This is a genomic window from Cerasibacillus quisquiliarum (assembly GCF_014202495.1).
Lineage (GTDB): Bacteria > Bacillota > Bacilli > Bacillales > Amphibacillaceae > Cerasibacillus > Cerasibacillus quisquiliarum.
Genome location: NZ_JACHHA010000003.1, coordinates 141,021 through 154,481, shown reverse-complemented (window position 1 = coordinate 154,481; position 13,461 = coordinate 141,021). Strand labels below are relative to the sequence as shown.

16 protein-coding genes are annotated in these 13,461 nt (G+C 34.3%); all 16 read right to left on the bottom strand.

Going from position 1 to position 13,461, the window contains the following annotated elements:
- Entirely contained in the window at positions 1 to 1,059 is a 1,059-nt protein-coding gene (gene cheB / locus HNQ35_RS05315) for a chemotaxis-specific protein-glutamate methyltransferase CheB (protein ID WP_146935714.1), read from the bottom strand.
- A 5-nt stretch (positions 1,060 to 1,064) separates the two neighbouring features.
- Entirely contained in the window at positions 1,065 to 1,931 is an 867-nt protein-coding gene (locus HNQ35_RS05310; protein ID WP_146935712.1) for a MinD/ParA family protein, read from the bottom strand.
- Positions 1,924 to 3,036 carry a flagellar biosynthesis GTPase FlhF gene (gene flhF, locus HNQ35_RS05305; protein ID WP_221261427.1) on the bottom strand — a complete coding sequence of 371 codons (1,113 nt, stop codon included), beginning with the start codon at positions 3,034 to 3,036 and terminating at the stop codon, positions 1,924 to 1,926. The genes HNQ35_RS05310 and flhF overlap by 8 nt, the downstream gene beginning before the upstream one ends.
- A complete protein-coding gene (flhA, locus tag HNQ35_RS05300; RefSeq protein ID WP_146935710.1) occupies positions 3,033 to 5,066 on the bottom strand; it encodes a flagellar biosynthesis protein FlhA in 2,034 nt (677 codons plus the stop codon). The genes flhF and flhA overlap by 4 nt, the downstream gene beginning before the upstream one ends.
- The gene (gene flhB, locus HNQ35_RS05295) at positions 5,066 to 6,169 is read right to left on the bottom strand and encodes a flagellar biosynthesis protein FlhB (RefSeq protein ID WP_246118037.1); all 1,104 of its coding nucleotides are present in this window, start codon (positions 6,167 to 6,169) and stop codon (positions 5,066 to 5,068) included. The genes flhA and flhB overlap by 1 nt, the downstream gene beginning before the upstream one ends.
- The gene (gene fliR / locus HNQ35_RS05290; protein ID WP_146935708.1) at positions 6,162 to 6,941 is read right to left on the bottom strand and encodes a flagellar biosynthetic protein FliR; all 780 of its coding nucleotides are present in this window, start codon (positions 6,939 to 6,941) and stop codon (positions 6,162 to 6,164) included. The genes flhB and fliR overlap by 8 nt, the downstream gene beginning before the upstream one ends.
- Positions 6,942 to 6,947: 6 nt before the next feature.
- A complete protein-coding gene (fliQ, locus tag HNQ35_RS05285; RefSeq protein ID WP_146935706.1) occupies positions 6,948 to 7,217 on the bottom strand; it encodes a flagellar biosynthesis protein FliQ in 270 nt (89 codons plus the stop codon).
- Between the two features lie 23 nt (positions 7,218 to 7,240).
- The gene (fliP, locus tag HNQ35_RS05280; RefSeq protein WP_146935704.1) at positions 7,241 to 7,906 is read right to left on the bottom strand and encodes a flagellar type III secretion system pore protein FliP; all 666 of its coding nucleotides are present in this window, start codon (positions 7,904 to 7,906) and stop codon (positions 7,241 to 7,243) included.
- Positions 7,899 to 8,528 carry a flagellar biosynthetic protein FliO gene (locus HNQ35_RS14405; protein WP_146935702.1) on the bottom strand — a complete coding sequence of 210 codons (630 nt, stop codon included), beginning with the start codon at positions 8,526 to 8,528 and terminating at the stop codon, positions 7,899 to 7,901. The genes fliP and HNQ35_RS14405 overlap by 8 nt, the downstream gene beginning before the upstream one ends.
- 15 nt (positions 8,529 to 8,543) lie before the next feature.
- A complete protein-coding gene (locus HNQ35_RS05270; RefSeq protein ID WP_146935700.1) occupies positions 8,544 to 8,906 on the bottom strand; it encodes a response regulator in 363 nt (120 codons plus the stop codon).
- A gap of 12 nt (positions 8,907 to 8,918) precedes the next feature.
- The gene (gene fliY / locus HNQ35_RS05265) at positions 8,919 to 10,052 is read right to left on the bottom strand and encodes a flagellar motor switch phosphatase FliY (protein WP_146935698.1); all 1,134 of its coding nucleotides are present in this window, start codon (positions 10,050 to 10,052) and stop codon (positions 8,919 to 8,921) included.
- Positions 10,042 to 11,040 carry a flagellar motor switch protein FliM gene (fliM, locus tag HNQ35_RS05260; protein WP_146935696.1) on the bottom strand — a complete coding sequence of 333 codons (999 nt, stop codon included), beginning with the start codon at positions 11,038 to 11,040 and terminating at the stop codon, positions 10,042 to 10,044. The genes fliY and fliM overlap by 11 nt, the downstream gene beginning before the upstream one ends.
- Before the next feature lie 44 nt (positions 11,041 to 11,084).
- Complete coding sequence (gene fliL, locus HNQ35_RS05255) at positions 11,085 to 11,507, bottom strand: flagellar basal body-associated protein FliL (protein WP_146935694.1); 423 nt, start codon at positions 11,505 to 11,507, stop codon at positions 11,085 to 11,087.
- Entirely contained in the window at positions 11,500 to 11,718 is a 219-nt protein-coding gene (locus HNQ35_RS05250) for a flagellar FlbD family protein (protein WP_146935972.1), read from the bottom strand. Before HNQ35_RS05250 ends, fliL begins: the two co-directional genes overlap by 8 nt.
- A 188-nt stretch (positions 11,719 to 11,906) precedes the next feature.
- Positions 11,907 to 12,695, bottom strand: coding sequence for a flagellar basal body rod protein FlgG (gene flgG, locus HNQ35_RS05245; protein ID WP_146935692.1), 789 nt, complete (start codon positions 12,693 to 12,695; stop codon positions 11,907 to 11,909).
- A gap of 308 nt (positions 12,696 to 13,003) precedes the next feature.
- The gene (flgD, locus tag HNQ35_RS05240; RefSeq protein ID WP_146935690.1) at positions 13,004 to 13,456 is read right to left on the bottom strand and encodes a flagellar hook assembly protein FlgD; all 453 of its coding nucleotides are present in this window, start codon (positions 13,454 to 13,456) and stop codon (positions 13,004 to 13,006) included.
- Between the last annotated feature and the right edge of the window lie 5 nt (positions 13,457 to 13,461).

Here is a 13,461-nt window from a genome sequence, read left to right as displayed (position 1 = left end):
TTAATTCCCCCCAATTTTTTTAACTAACTGAACGAGCATTCGACTAATTTGATTAAGTGGCACGGTATAATCAACAAGATTTGTTTCAATCGCTGCTTTTGGCATCCCATAAACAGTTGAACTTTCTTTTGATTGACTGATGATAATGGATTGTGCATCATGCTTTTTTAATTGAACAATGCCTTCACTACCATCCTTACCCATTCCAGTAAGAATGACAGCAATTTTATTCACTTTCTCTATATGAGCTACTGAAGTAAATAAGACATCAACTGACGGACGGTGTACACAATCCAATGGCTCATCTGTTAGCTGGACAATTTGTTTTGTACCAATTGATTGGATTACCATATGCTGTCCACCAGGGGCTATATAAGCTGTCTGTTCTTTAATCTCCTCACCATCTTCAGCTTCTTTTACATGAATTGAAGACAGATGATTAAGACGCTTTGCTAACGATCTCGTAAATCCTTGTGGCATATGTTGAACAATTAAAATAGGTGTATGAAAGTCATCTGGTAAATTCGTTAAAATGTTTTGTAGTGCTCGCGGGCCTCCTGTTGATGTACCAATGACAATAAGTGATTGACTCCGTTTATTGTTTTCCTTCATGTTTGGTGTATAGTTCGATTTAGCTACATCCGTGTTTCTCTCTTTTAGCATTGATTCATTACATGATAGAACATGCTTTATCAGTTCCGTCTGAAACATTTCAAATGTATGCCGATTTGTTTCAATAGGTTTTTTAACATAGTTCATAGCCCCTGCGTCCAATGCCTGTTCTATCGCTATACGACCATTTGACGTGTCGTTACCTAATACGATGATTGGACAAAACTGTTTAGCTAATATATTCTCTACGACGTATTTACCATCCATTGCTGGAATATCTAAATCAAGTAAAACAACATCAGGTGAATATGTCATCACTTTGTTAAACCCTTCAACACCATTAGAAGCAACAGTAACAACTTCCACTTCTTGTTTTGAAAGAGATTTTAAAACCATATGTAATACTTCCGTTGAATGTATAATAAGTACAACCTTAATGGATGTCATAGAGGTTACCTCTTTCTTATAAACGTTTTTAGTTTATCGATAAATGTAAGGGAACTATTTTTTTCTTGATCTATCGTTCCATTTGATGTGTACAAGTTAACAAGCCTTTTAATGGCTTGTGATGCTCGAGCTCTTTCATTTAATAATATATATGGTATTTGTTTAACGACAGCTTTTGTGACAAGTGGATCATATGGAATAACACCCTTAATAGCAACCTTATAGTTTAAAAACCTATCGACGACGTGTTGAAATTGTTCGGCAATTTTTTCACCTTTTTTAACTTCAGACACCTGATTCATAATGATAGAAATCGGCAATTGTGTATTTCTTTGAAGTAAATGTTTAATCATACTATAAGCATCCGTTATCGCAGTTGGTTCAGGTGTCGTAACGACAATACATTCATCTGAAGCTAAAATAAACGACACGCTCCATTCATTTATTCCTGCACCCATATCGAACAAAATATAGTCGAATTGTTTAATCGCATCATTATATTGTTCATAAAAGAAAGAAAAATCATGTTCATTCATCGTAAAAATATCTATCAAGCTAGACCCACCAGCTATATAAGACAATCCATTTGGTCCGGGATGTATAATATCTTGAAACCGATATTGCGACTCTATAAGATCAACAATAGAATACGGAGCATGTGAGCCTAACATGACTTCTATATTCCCCATTCCGATGTCTAAATCAACGAGTAGGACCTTCTTCTTTCTATTCTGTAATTCTAATGCGATATTAAGTGCGATATTTGATTTACCTACGCCCCCCTTGCCACTTACAAAGGAAATAGTCTTTGCTATTGGCTGTTGTTTAGCCGAATCGAGTTGTTGACGTAGATTTTCAGCTTGATCATGCATTCATGTAATCCTCCATAATGAGCTTGCCCATCTGTCTTGCGGTTGGCTCCAGTATATCGTCTGGGACAGCTTGTCCATCTGTTATATAGGCTATTTTTTTCTTTTGTTTTAAAGCAAATGAAATCATACTACCATATTGCCGTGTTTCATCTAATTTCGTAAAAATTAATTCCTTGATAGGAACATCAGCAAATTGCTCACCGATATATCGTAAATCACTCGATTTAGCAGTTAAAGACAACACAAGATAAACATCAATATCTTGATAGAAGTTTATTCTACTTTTTAATTCTTTAATATATTTGTCCTCACGAAAATTTCGTCCAGCTGTATCAACTAATACCAAATCGTACGTTCTAAATTTATCTAGTGCTCTCTTATAATCCTCTACAGTGTATGCAACTTCTAACGGAGCATCTAAAATTTTTGCATATGTTTTTAACTGTTCAACAGCAGCAATTCGGTAAGTATCTGTTGTAATAAATGCGACCTTTTTTTTATGCTCTAGGATGCTTGTTGCTGCAACTTTAGCTAATGTTGTCGTTTTGCCGACACCTGTTGGACCTACAAAATGAACAACTTTTTTATCATAGTTAATTCCTTCACCAATATATGGGTGAACGATTTGTTCTATTTCATTGATAACTTCTTCTCCTATGATATCTCTGGAAATGTCTGTTTGTTTAAGATGATATTTTTCCAATATTGCTTTTAAAATATTTTCTGCATGAAGATGATCCATTTCTTGATAAATTAAATATTCATAGACTGATTGATATGGATCTGGAAAAATCACTGATTGAGATTTCGGTTGATCTTGAACATAATTTTTTAGTTGCCTAATCTCCTTTAAAATATCATGCTCTATCGAGCCAGATTGTTTGAGTGGAATTTTCTGATTGACTGTCTGTTTCGTTTGATGATGTTGAATCGGATGCGGATCCCGACCAGCAATAACTTCTAGTTTCTTTTTTTGAAATAAGCCGAAAAAGCCACCTTTTTTAACCTCTTTTGACTTTAAGATGACCGCATCAGGTCCGAGCTCTTTCCGGATGAGTTGTATCGCTTCTGGCATATTATCGACAACAAATTTTTTTAATTTCAATTCATATCCACCACCCCTATGCTTTGTACTTCGACATGTGGTTCTAATTCGTTATATGACAAAACAACAACTTGAGGAAGAAAGCGTTCTAAAAGTTGTCTTAAATACATTCGAATTGGCGGTGAACATAGGATAATTGGTGTTTCTTGTTGGATTGATAGCTGCTCAACCTGTTCTTTCACTGAGTGTAAAATTTGCTCCTGAATATCCGTGTCCATAGCCAAATAATTCCCATGCTCTGTTCGCTGTATACTTTCAGCAAAGACTTTTTCAACCTTACCAGATACGGTTACAACTTTTAATGGTTCATTGTCTGTTACTAATTGTGAAGTAATTTGTGGTGCCAACGATTGTCTTACATATTCAGTTAATAAATCTGGATCATTTGTCATTTTCCCGTAGTCTGCCAATGTTTCAAAAATTACAGGTAAATTACGTATTGATATGTTTTCTTTTAGTAATTTACTTAAAACTTTTTGAATATCTCCAACTGCTAATGGCTCTGGAGTAACCTCTTCAACCAAAATTGGATAAGTTTCATTGAGATGGTCAATGAGTTGTTTTGTTTCTTGTCGCCCTAACAATTGATGGGCGTGCTTTTTAATCATCTCCGTTAAATGGGTCGAAACGACAGATGGTGGATCAACCACTGTATAGCCTAACATTTCAGCTTCATCTTTTAATTCTTCGTTAATCCACTTAGCAGGTAATCCAAATGCCGGTTCTCTCGTATCAATTCCATCAATACTATCATCTTCTAAGTCAGGTGTCATAGCTAAATAGTGATTCAATAATAATTCCCCTCTATCTACTTCATTACCTCTTATTTTAATTCGATATTCATTAGGATTTAACTGTATATTATCTCTAATCCTAACGACTGGAATGACAAGACCGAGTTCGATAGCCAATTGCCTTCGAATCATGACGACACGATCTAATAAGTCTCCGCCTTGTTTTTTATCTACTAATGGAATGAGTGCATATCCAAATTCAAATTCAATCGGATCCATACTAATGAGTTCAACGACATTCTCTGGTGCTTTCATAGCTTCAGACTCTAATTGTTCCTCTTCTTCTATCGTATCTTCTATCATTTTTTCCGGTTTTTTCATTAATAAATAACCTGAAAAAGCTAAAATACTAGCAATTGATGTCGTTAAGAAAAAGTTAATCGGTGTTAAACCGAGTAAAAAAATAGTCCCTGCTGCGATAAACAAAAGACGCGGATATTGTAAAAGTTGTTCTGTCACATCACTACCTAAATTTCCTTCGGTAGATATTCTTGTTACAACAATACCGGTGGCAGTGGATATAAGTAATGCCGGAATTTGGCTCACTAATCCATCACCTACTGTTAATCTCATAAATGTATTTATGGATTCTTGAAATGATAAATCCATTTGTACCATACCAATAATAATTCCAAAAACAATGTTAATTAAAACGATGATAATTCCAGCTATTGCATCTCCTTTAACGAACTTACTTGCACCGTCCATTGAACCGTGAAAATCAGCCTCTTTTTCAACTTTTTCTCGTCTTTCTCTTGCTTCATGCTCTGAAATAAGACCGGCATTTAAATCAGCGTCAATACTCATTTGTTTCCCGGGCATCGCATCTAACGTGAACCGTGCCGACACTTCTGAAACACGTTCTGCCCCTTTTGTAATAACTAAAAACTGAATAATGACTAATATGATAAAAACAACAAAACCGACAAGTGGATTATCGCCGATAACAAAACTTCCAAATGTATCAACGACACCGCCAGCATCAGCTTTAGATAAAATCGATCTTGTTGTTGATACGTTTAACCCTAACCGAAACAACGTTAAAAGCAACAAGAGAGAAGGAAAAATAGAAAATTGTAACGGTTCTTGTGTATTCATTGAAACTAGAATGACAATAAGTGCTAATGAGATATTGCATAAAATTAAAACACTTAATAACCATCCTGGTAACGGAATAACAAGCATAATAATAATTAAAATAACACCTAGTAATACTGATAAATCTTTAGCCTTCATCAATTTCTCCCCTTATTGCCTAGCTTTTGATCAACACGATAAACATAGGCTAACACTTCAGCAACGGCTTGAAAAAATTGTTCTGGAATACATTCACCAATATCTGTTTGATGGTATAAAGAACGTGCCAGTGGCCGATTTTCAACTGTGATCACACGATGGGCTTTTGCAATTTCCTTAATTTTTTGCGCTAAGTAATCTGTACCCTTGGCTACCACATATGGAGCTGGTGCTTTCTCTTCATCATACTTAAGTGCAATAGCATAATGCGTTGGGTTAGTAATTATCACATCTGCCTCTGGAACATCACTCATCATCCGTTGCATCGCCATTTGTCGTTGTTTTTCCTTAATTTTTGATTGAATTAATGGATCTCCCTCAATGTTTTTGTGTTCATCTTTAATATCTTGCTTTGACATTCGCATATTCTTCTCATAATCATAGCGTTGATAGGCATAGTCAAATACTGATAATACTAAAAGACCGATGGAAGCAGAGATACCCATGATGATCGTTGTTTTTCCAAAAAACGCCGTCGCACCGTATACGTCTTTAAAAGCGAGCATCATCATATCATCCTTATAGATCCAAATAACCGTAAAGGTAATGGCGGCGATGATAATGATTTTAAATAATGATTTTAGCAATTCGACAAACGCACGAACTGAAAAAATTCGCTTTGCTCCCTGAATAGGATCAATTTTTTTTAAGTCGAATTTCAATGGTTCTGTCGTAAATAAAAAACCAATTTGTAATAAATTCGCAGCTACACCGGCGATAATTGCAATCACCATAATCGGAAGTAACCATTTAGCTACCATAAACGTTAAGTTAGTGAAAATCTCATGAATCGATTGTTCTGTAATATCTCGATGAATGTTCTCAGTGAAAGCATGATGATACAAGGACATCATCCCATCAACAATATGTGGACCAAATACGAACAAAATAATGAATGAAAACAGTAGTAAAATACCTGTATTGACGTCCTGACTTTTAGCAACTTTACCTTTTTTACGTTCATCCTGCCTTTTTTTCGGAGTTGCTTTTTCGGTTTTTTCTCCTGCAAAAAATTGTAAATCGAGTCTTATCAGCTTAGACACCTCCGATGAGCTGCATCAAACCGTGTAATGTTTCAAACATCGTCTGAAAGAGCTTTTTAGACAGTGATATGTATAGTGACATAAATAGAAAGAGCACGATAAAACTCACAAAGATTTTTAATGGTAATCCAACAACGAAAACATTCATTTGCGGTACAGTCCTTGCAATAATCCCCAATGCCAAATCGACTAAAAATAAACAACCTACAATCGGTATAGCGATTTGAAAAGCAATAATAAACATTTGGCCAAACGTTTGAATGACAAACATCACTATAGACTCTTGATTGAATGTAATCATTTGATCAATTGGTATCATTTGAAAGCTTCCATAGATACCGTCAATTAACAAATGATGACCATCGATCGATAATAAAAATAAGAGCGCAATCATATAAAAATATTGTCCAATGATTGGACTTTGGGCACCTGTTTGCGGATCAACAACATTTGCAATGGCAAATCCCATCTGAAAATCAATGAACCCGCCCGCTATTTGCACAGCAGATACGACCATATAACTAAACCAACCAAGCATTAGACCTATAACAATTTCCTTTAAAAGGAGTAGAACGTATGAAAATTCGAAATCAAGCGTGGTGGTTGGTAGTGTCATCACTAAGACTAACGTTAAAAAAAAGCTCATCCCTATTTTAAAAGGTGTCGGAATCGTTCGATATGAAAGCAATGGTATGACGATAAAAAATGCCAAAATCCGGACAAATACTAATAAAAACACAGGTAATAATGATATATTTATAAATTCTATCATCTTATCTTACCCTACAAATAAATTCATATTTTTATAGAGTTCAATTGTAAATTCAACCATTTTAGATAGCATCCATGGACCAAAAAATACCATTCCTATTAATACTGCGATAATTTTTGGTATAAATGCTAATGTTTGTTCCTGTATTTGTGTTGTAGCCTGTAAAATACTTACTAATAATCCAATAGATAAGGCAAGGATTAAAAGCGGTCCAGTAATTTGAATGATTGTCCAAATCCCCTTTTCAGCTAATCCTAATACAAATTCAGTTGTCACCGTGTACACCTTCTTTATATATGTTAAAAACCGGATAAGATAGAATGGGTAATTAAATACCAACCATCAACAAGAACAAACAATAGTATCTTAAATGGTAATGAAATCATAACAGGTGGTAACATCATCATTCCCATTGACATTAGAACACTGGCAACTGCCATATCAATAATTAAAAATGGAACAAAAATCATAAAACCCATTTGAAAAGCCGTCTTCAACTCACTAATCGCAAATGCAGGTACGAGTGCTGTAAGTGGAATATCTTGAATTGATTCCGGTTTTTCCATTTGACGATAATTCATAAATAATGCCAAATCTTTTTGACGTGTATGATGGGCCATAAATTCTTTCATCGGTTCACTTGCCCGACTATAAGCTTCATCAAGTGTCAATTCATCATCAAATAATGGCTTTAAAGCGTCATCATATATATTTGAAAATGTTGGCGCCATAATAAAAAATGTCATAAATAGCGCCAACCCAATAAGCACTTGATTCGGCGGCATTTGTTGCGTTGCAAGAGATGTACGAACAAACGATAGAACAACAACAATTCTCGTAAAGCTTGTCATTAAAATTAAAATAGCCGGTGCAAGTGATAATACTGTTAATAATAATAAAAGTTTAATAGATGTCGCAATAGATTCTGGATTCGAACTAGAAAAGAGTTCTATCATATCATTCATTTATATCTTTCCCTTGAGCTTGCTGCTGTTTAATCGTTTCTCTCTGTTGTTTCATTTTTTTAAATTCTTCCTGAAACATCGTGGAGAAAAGACTGTTATCTTTTATTCTAGATTGCTTTTTTATATTCTTAAACATATTAACTGGTAATTCGGGGCGTTGTTCATTAGCACGATCAAGCAATTCTTTTCGTGTTGCTTCATCGTTAATTTCTTGTAGTAATTGAACATTATTCCCTATACCAATGAGATATATTTTTTGACCGACTCGAATAATTTGAATCGATTTATTTTGACCGAGTGATAAACCGCCAAGATTTTCTAATGTATTTGAATTTTGAAATAAGCGATTTTTCTTATTGATTAATTGAAGCGACAGATAAATGAGAACGAGTATCATGCCAAGTAGAAAAACTGTTTTTAAAATACCAGCGAGCAAGCTTTTCGAACTTGCTTTCCCTTTTGTTGCATCAACTTTTTCAGACGTTTCTGTTTGTGGTGAATCATCTACTTTATCCTCATTTATCCATTCCTCTACATTCGTTTCTGCAAGAGTAATCATTGGAAATAGGCTAAATATGATCGTTCCTAGAATGGTGATAATCGTACATCTTCTATGGCTCACGTTCTTCACTCGTTTCTATTCTAAAACTTTCTGAACAGCTTCAATAACACGCTCTGCTTGAAATGGCTTTACAATAAAATCTTTCGCACCTGCTTGAATAGCATCAATTACCATTGCCTGTTGTCCCATAGCTGAACACATAATGACTTTCGCAGCAGGATCTTTTTCCCTAATTTTCTTTAATGCGGTAATACCGTCCATTTCTGGCATCGTAATATCCATCGTCACTAAATCCGGTGATAGCTCTTCATATTTCTCAACAGCTTGTGCACCATCTTGTGCTTCTCCTACAACTTCAAAACCATTCTTCGTTAAAATATCTTTAATCATCATACGCATAAAAGCAGCATCGTCTACAATTAGAATTCTATTACCCATGAAAGACTCCCCCTATTTCAAATTCATAATTCGTTCTGATTGATTCATAATATCTGTAATTCTAACTCCGAAGTTTTCATCAATAACGACAACTTCACCTTTAGCAATTAATTTTTCATTTACTAAAATATCAACTGGTTCACCTGCTAGCTTATCAAGCTCAACAATAGAACCTGATGTTAATCCTAATATATCTTTAACTGTTCTTTTTGTACGACCAAGTTCAACGGTCACTCTTAAAGGAATATCTAATAGCATATCTAAATTTCTCTGTTCTTGTTGCTCTAATTGAACATTTGGAAATTCTGAGAGCACAGCTTTTTCGACTTGTGCATTCTCTGTATAAACAGGTTGTCCAATAAACTGAGTTGATTGTTGGACTTTTTTCTCCATTTGTCTCATTGGTCGTTCTTCAATTTTGACAGGTTCCTTTTTGTCTACCACAGTTTTTGTTTCACTGACTTCCTGTTTCGCTTGCGACATTTCTAGTAATTCATTTGCCATTTCTTTTGCAAATGGAAGAGGAATGACTTGCATAATTTTTGAGTCAACTAAATCACCCACTTTTAGTTGAAAAGCCACTTTGACTAATGATTCGGTATCACCAAGTGAATCCGTTTTTTCTAACTCATCCATTGTTTTTGTTTCTATTTTTGGTGGAGAGATATCAATTTTCTTCTCAAAAACAGTTGACATACTTGTTGCCGCTGTACCCATCATTTGATTCATTGCTTCTTGAACAGCACTTAAATGGATTTCGTTTAATTCGGATTCTGGATTTTCTCCTGTCCCGCCAAGCATAATATCTGCAATAACTGCCGCGTCTTTTGTCTTAATAACAAATAAATTATCTCCTGAAAATCCGTCTACATATTGTACTGAGACGCATACATGCTCAAAGTTAAACGTCGCATCAATCTCCGAACGACTCACGATTGAAACTTTAGGAGTCGTTATTTCAACTTTTTGACCTAATAATGTAGATAATGTTGTTGCTGAACTTCCAAATGATATATTACCTATTTCTCCAATTGTGTCTTCTTCAATACTCGTTAACACTTGGTCAATATTTTCTTCATGATCATCCGATCCTACATTTAAAAGTGCATCAATCTCGTCTTGAGAAAGCATACCATCATCCATCATGCTCTTCTCCCCCTTCTATTTCTTCCAATATCTGAACAGACACATGATGACCTACTTTACCAATCTGTACATTAAATTTAGATACATCATTTAATTTCAGCTCAATTGGTTCTTCTATTGAACGATTTAACGTAATGAAATCTCCAGTGTCTAGTTTTAGAAACTGTTGTATATTAATTGAAGTCTCTCCCAAAACTGCTTTTAATTCTAAAGTTGATTGTTTAAGATTTTCTGATATTTTCGCATAAGCTTCTGGATCTCTTGCTTTTGTTTCCGTCTGCATCTGATAATGTACAGATAACTTCGGTATGATTGGCTCTAGAACCATGTGTGGAATACAGATATTAATCATTCCACTTACGTCTCCAATTGTCGTATTAAAAGAAACAACGACAACCGTTTCATTTGGTGAAACCATTTGAAGAAATTGTGGATTATTTTCAAATTCTTCTAAGTTAGGATCAATCTCAACGAGAGAAGACCATGCTTCTTTCATAATATTGCTTGTCTTTTCAAATAACTGTGTCATAATAATCGTTTCAATTTCTGTCAACGAATCTACCTTAGCCTTATCCGTTCCCTGTCCTCCTAACATACGATCAAGCATTGTGTATGCTATATTTGGATTGACTTCCATAATAACTTTTCCGTCTAATGGTTCCATACTAAAAACATTTAAAATAGTCATCTTAGGAATTGAACGAATAAATTCTTCATATGGTAATTGATCGACAGATGCCACTGCAATATGTACATACGTTCTTAACTGACCTGACAAATACGTTGTTAACAGTCGAGCATAGTTTTCATAAATACGCCCTATACTTCGAATTTGATCCTTGGAAAAACGCAAAGCACGTTTAAAATCATAAACGCGAACTTTTTTATTTTCTTCTTCTTGCTTTAACTCTTCTGCATCCATTTCACCAGTAGATAGTGCAGATAAAAGTGCATCAATTTCGTTTTGTGATAATACTTCATCAACCAAAATCCCACCTCCAATATGGAGAAAGTAACGATTTAAATATGTATCTATTGTGTGATTTTACTAATTGTATAAACATCAGTAATTTTGCCATCAATCATTACTTCATTTAATTTCTCTTTTAATAAACCTTCGATATCTGATAAGCCTTCTTTAAAATGTGCTTCGTCCATATGAGATAGCTCTTTTATTAGTATATTTTTTATTTGAAATTCACGTTTTTCTAATTCTTCTTTCGCTTTTTTTCCATCAGTTAAAATTTGAAATTGAATTTTTACAAAAGTTCCGTCATCCAAATCAGTTGTCACTTCTGGCGTTTCATATGAATATTCAACAATTTCATTGATGGACATTTCATCTTCCTTTGTTTCTTCTTTGTCAAGAATGTATAAAACGATGACGACAGCTACACCTACTACAAAAATTAACCCAATGAATGATGTTAACATTATCTTTAAAAATTTATTCATCCGAATCACCAGCCTTCTCAATAAATGGAGCTAGTCCAATCTGTTTATAAAATGCAGTTGTCAACTGTATGACTTCTAGTTCTGATTCTTTAACAACTATTTTTTTTCCATTGATAAGCGTGATTGTCGTATCTGGAAGCGACTGAATTTGTTCAATCATACAAGCATTTAGTGTAAATAGATCATCATTGAGGCGTGTCAATTGAATCATATTTAGTTGGTTAGACCGGGACAAAATAATCAACATAACATAGTCAACAAAACAGTTCGATATATAATATCTGAAATTTCTGCATTTATCGTTAATATGTAAAAAACAAGTTATTTTGTATCATACGTCTATACTGAACTTTACCTTTTATATCAATTATCCCGGTCCACTACCTCCTTATTTATCATTTATCGTTTTAAATTAACCAATTCTTGTAAAATTTCATCAGACGTTGTAATAATTCGAGTATTCGCCTGGAAACCGCGCTGTGCTGTAATCATTTCTGTAAATTCTTCAGCTAAATCGACATTAGACATCTCTAATGCACCACTAATTAATGATCCAGCTGTATTCTCTTCAGGATTCGTTAAATTAGGAGCACCAGAGTTTGTTGATTCTAAATATAAATTTCCACCGATTTTTTCTAATCCACTCGGATTTGAAAAGACTGCTAGACCTATTGTTCCAATATTTTCAGGCTGGTTTTGGTCATTTGTAATAATAATTGAACCATTCTTTTCAATACTAATACTCGTTGCGTTATTAATGGTAATTTGTTGACCATTTGAATCTAACACATAATATCCATCAGCCGAAACGAGATTATTATCTTGATCTAAATTGAAATTTCCTGCCCGTGTATAGGCTCTTCCGTTCGGCGTTTGTAAAACAAAATAGCCGTCTCCTTCTATTTGTAAATCTAGTGGATGATTCGTTGTTTGGCGAAAGCCTTGTGTATGCAGTGTATCTATCGTACCAATTTGAGAACCTAATCCAACTTGAACAGGATTTACACCACCACGATTTCCTGTAGGTGCCATTGCTCCTGATGATGTTTGGCTTAATAAATCTTGAAATGTAATACGGCCTTTTTTATATCCAACTGTATTCACATTCGCAATATTATTTCCGATGACATCTAGTTTTGTTTGAAAGTTTTTCATTCCTGAAATTCCAGCATACATTGAACGTAACATATTATCCGTCTCCTTCTTCATTATTTTCACTGTTTCTGTCATTTTAAAGTAGATGATCTTCCCAGTTAAGTCCAGACACTTTATTCATAAATAACAATTGTTTCAATAAAATTTGTAAAGATTCGATCATTTACTTAATATATTCTAATGAAGTTACAACTTTTCGTACTAAAAGGTAGCATCTTAATTATTAAAACAACTAACGAATGGGTCATTCCTTGTTGTTTTGCCCATTACATATGCTGTGCTATTTTTCCCACTGTATATCTCTTTCAAATAACCTTTTCTATGAAAGATTAAATGCTGTTTTATTCACTTCCTTTAATGGAATCTCTCACTTCTATGACAGCATCCGCATAAACCCGGTCTCCATTTTTCAATTCTAAAATAGCCCATCCATCTTTTTGACTGACAGCAACGACTTGGCTTGATTTTTCGCCAATTAGTTGACCTGTCTGATCGTCATATTGTTGATATGTTACAATTTTTTCTATCATATGGCTATATTGGATAACTGGAGAGATGAGTTGACTTTGAACAAGTTTATCAATTGAGTTAGCCATATTGATCGTTTGTTCTAAAGTTGTGAAAGTTGCCATTTGCGATATGAATTCTCTATCTTCCATTGGGTTTAAGGGATCTTGGTTTTGTAATTGAGTCATCAATATTTTTAAAAACTCATCTTTTCCTAATTCTGGACTTGGCACACGTTCTTTTTGTTGACTATTTAAATATAAAGATGGTTCATTTATTGTGTTCATTGTGA

What these genes read in the sequence shown, in the direction of transcription:
- cheB (WP_146935714.1), bottom strand. Translation starts at nt 1,059, where the DNA reads ATGACATCCATTAAGGTTGTACTTATTATACATTCAACGGAAGTATTA.
- HNQ35_RS05310 (WP_146935712.1), bottom strand. Translation starts at nt 1,931, where the DNA reads ATGCATGATCAAGCTGAAAATCTACGTCAACAACTCGATTCGGCTAAA.
- flhA (WP_146935710.1), bottom strand. Translation starts at nt 5,066, where the DNA reads ATGAAGGCTAAAGATTTATCAGTATTACTAGGTGTTATTTTAATTATT.
- fliR (WP_146935708.1), bottom strand. Translation starts at nt 6,941, where the DNA reads ATGATAGAATTTATAAATATATCATTATTACCTGTGTTTTTATTAGTA.
- fliP (WP_146935704.1), bottom strand. Translation starts at nt 7,906, where the DNA reads ATGAATGATATGATAGAACTCTTTTCTAGTTCGAATCCAGAATCTATT.
- HNQ35_RS05270 (WP_146935700.1), bottom strand. Translation starts at nt 8,906, where the DNA reads ATGGGTAATAGAATTCTAATTGTAGACGATGCTGCTTTTATGCGTATG.
- fliY (WP_146935698.1), bottom strand. Translation starts at nt 10,052, where the DNA reads ATGATGGATGATGGTATGCTTTCTCAAGACGAGATTGATGCACTTTTA.
- fliL (WP_146935694.1), bottom strand. Translation starts at nt 11,507, where the DNA reads ATGAATAAATTTTTAAAGATAATGTTAACATCATTCATTGGGTTAATT.
- HNQ35_RS05250 (WP_146935972.1), bottom strand. Translation starts at nt 11,718, where the DNA reads ATGATTCAATTGACACGCCTCAATGATGATCTATTTACACTAAATGCT.
- flgG (WP_146935692.1), bottom strand. Translation starts at nt 12,695, where the DNA reads ATGTTACGTTCAATGTATGCTGGAATTTCAGGAATGAAAAACTTTCAA.
- flgD (WP_146935690.1), bottom strand. Translation starts at nt 13,456, where the DNA reads ATGAACACAATAAATGAACCATCTTTATATTTAAATAGTCAACAAAAA.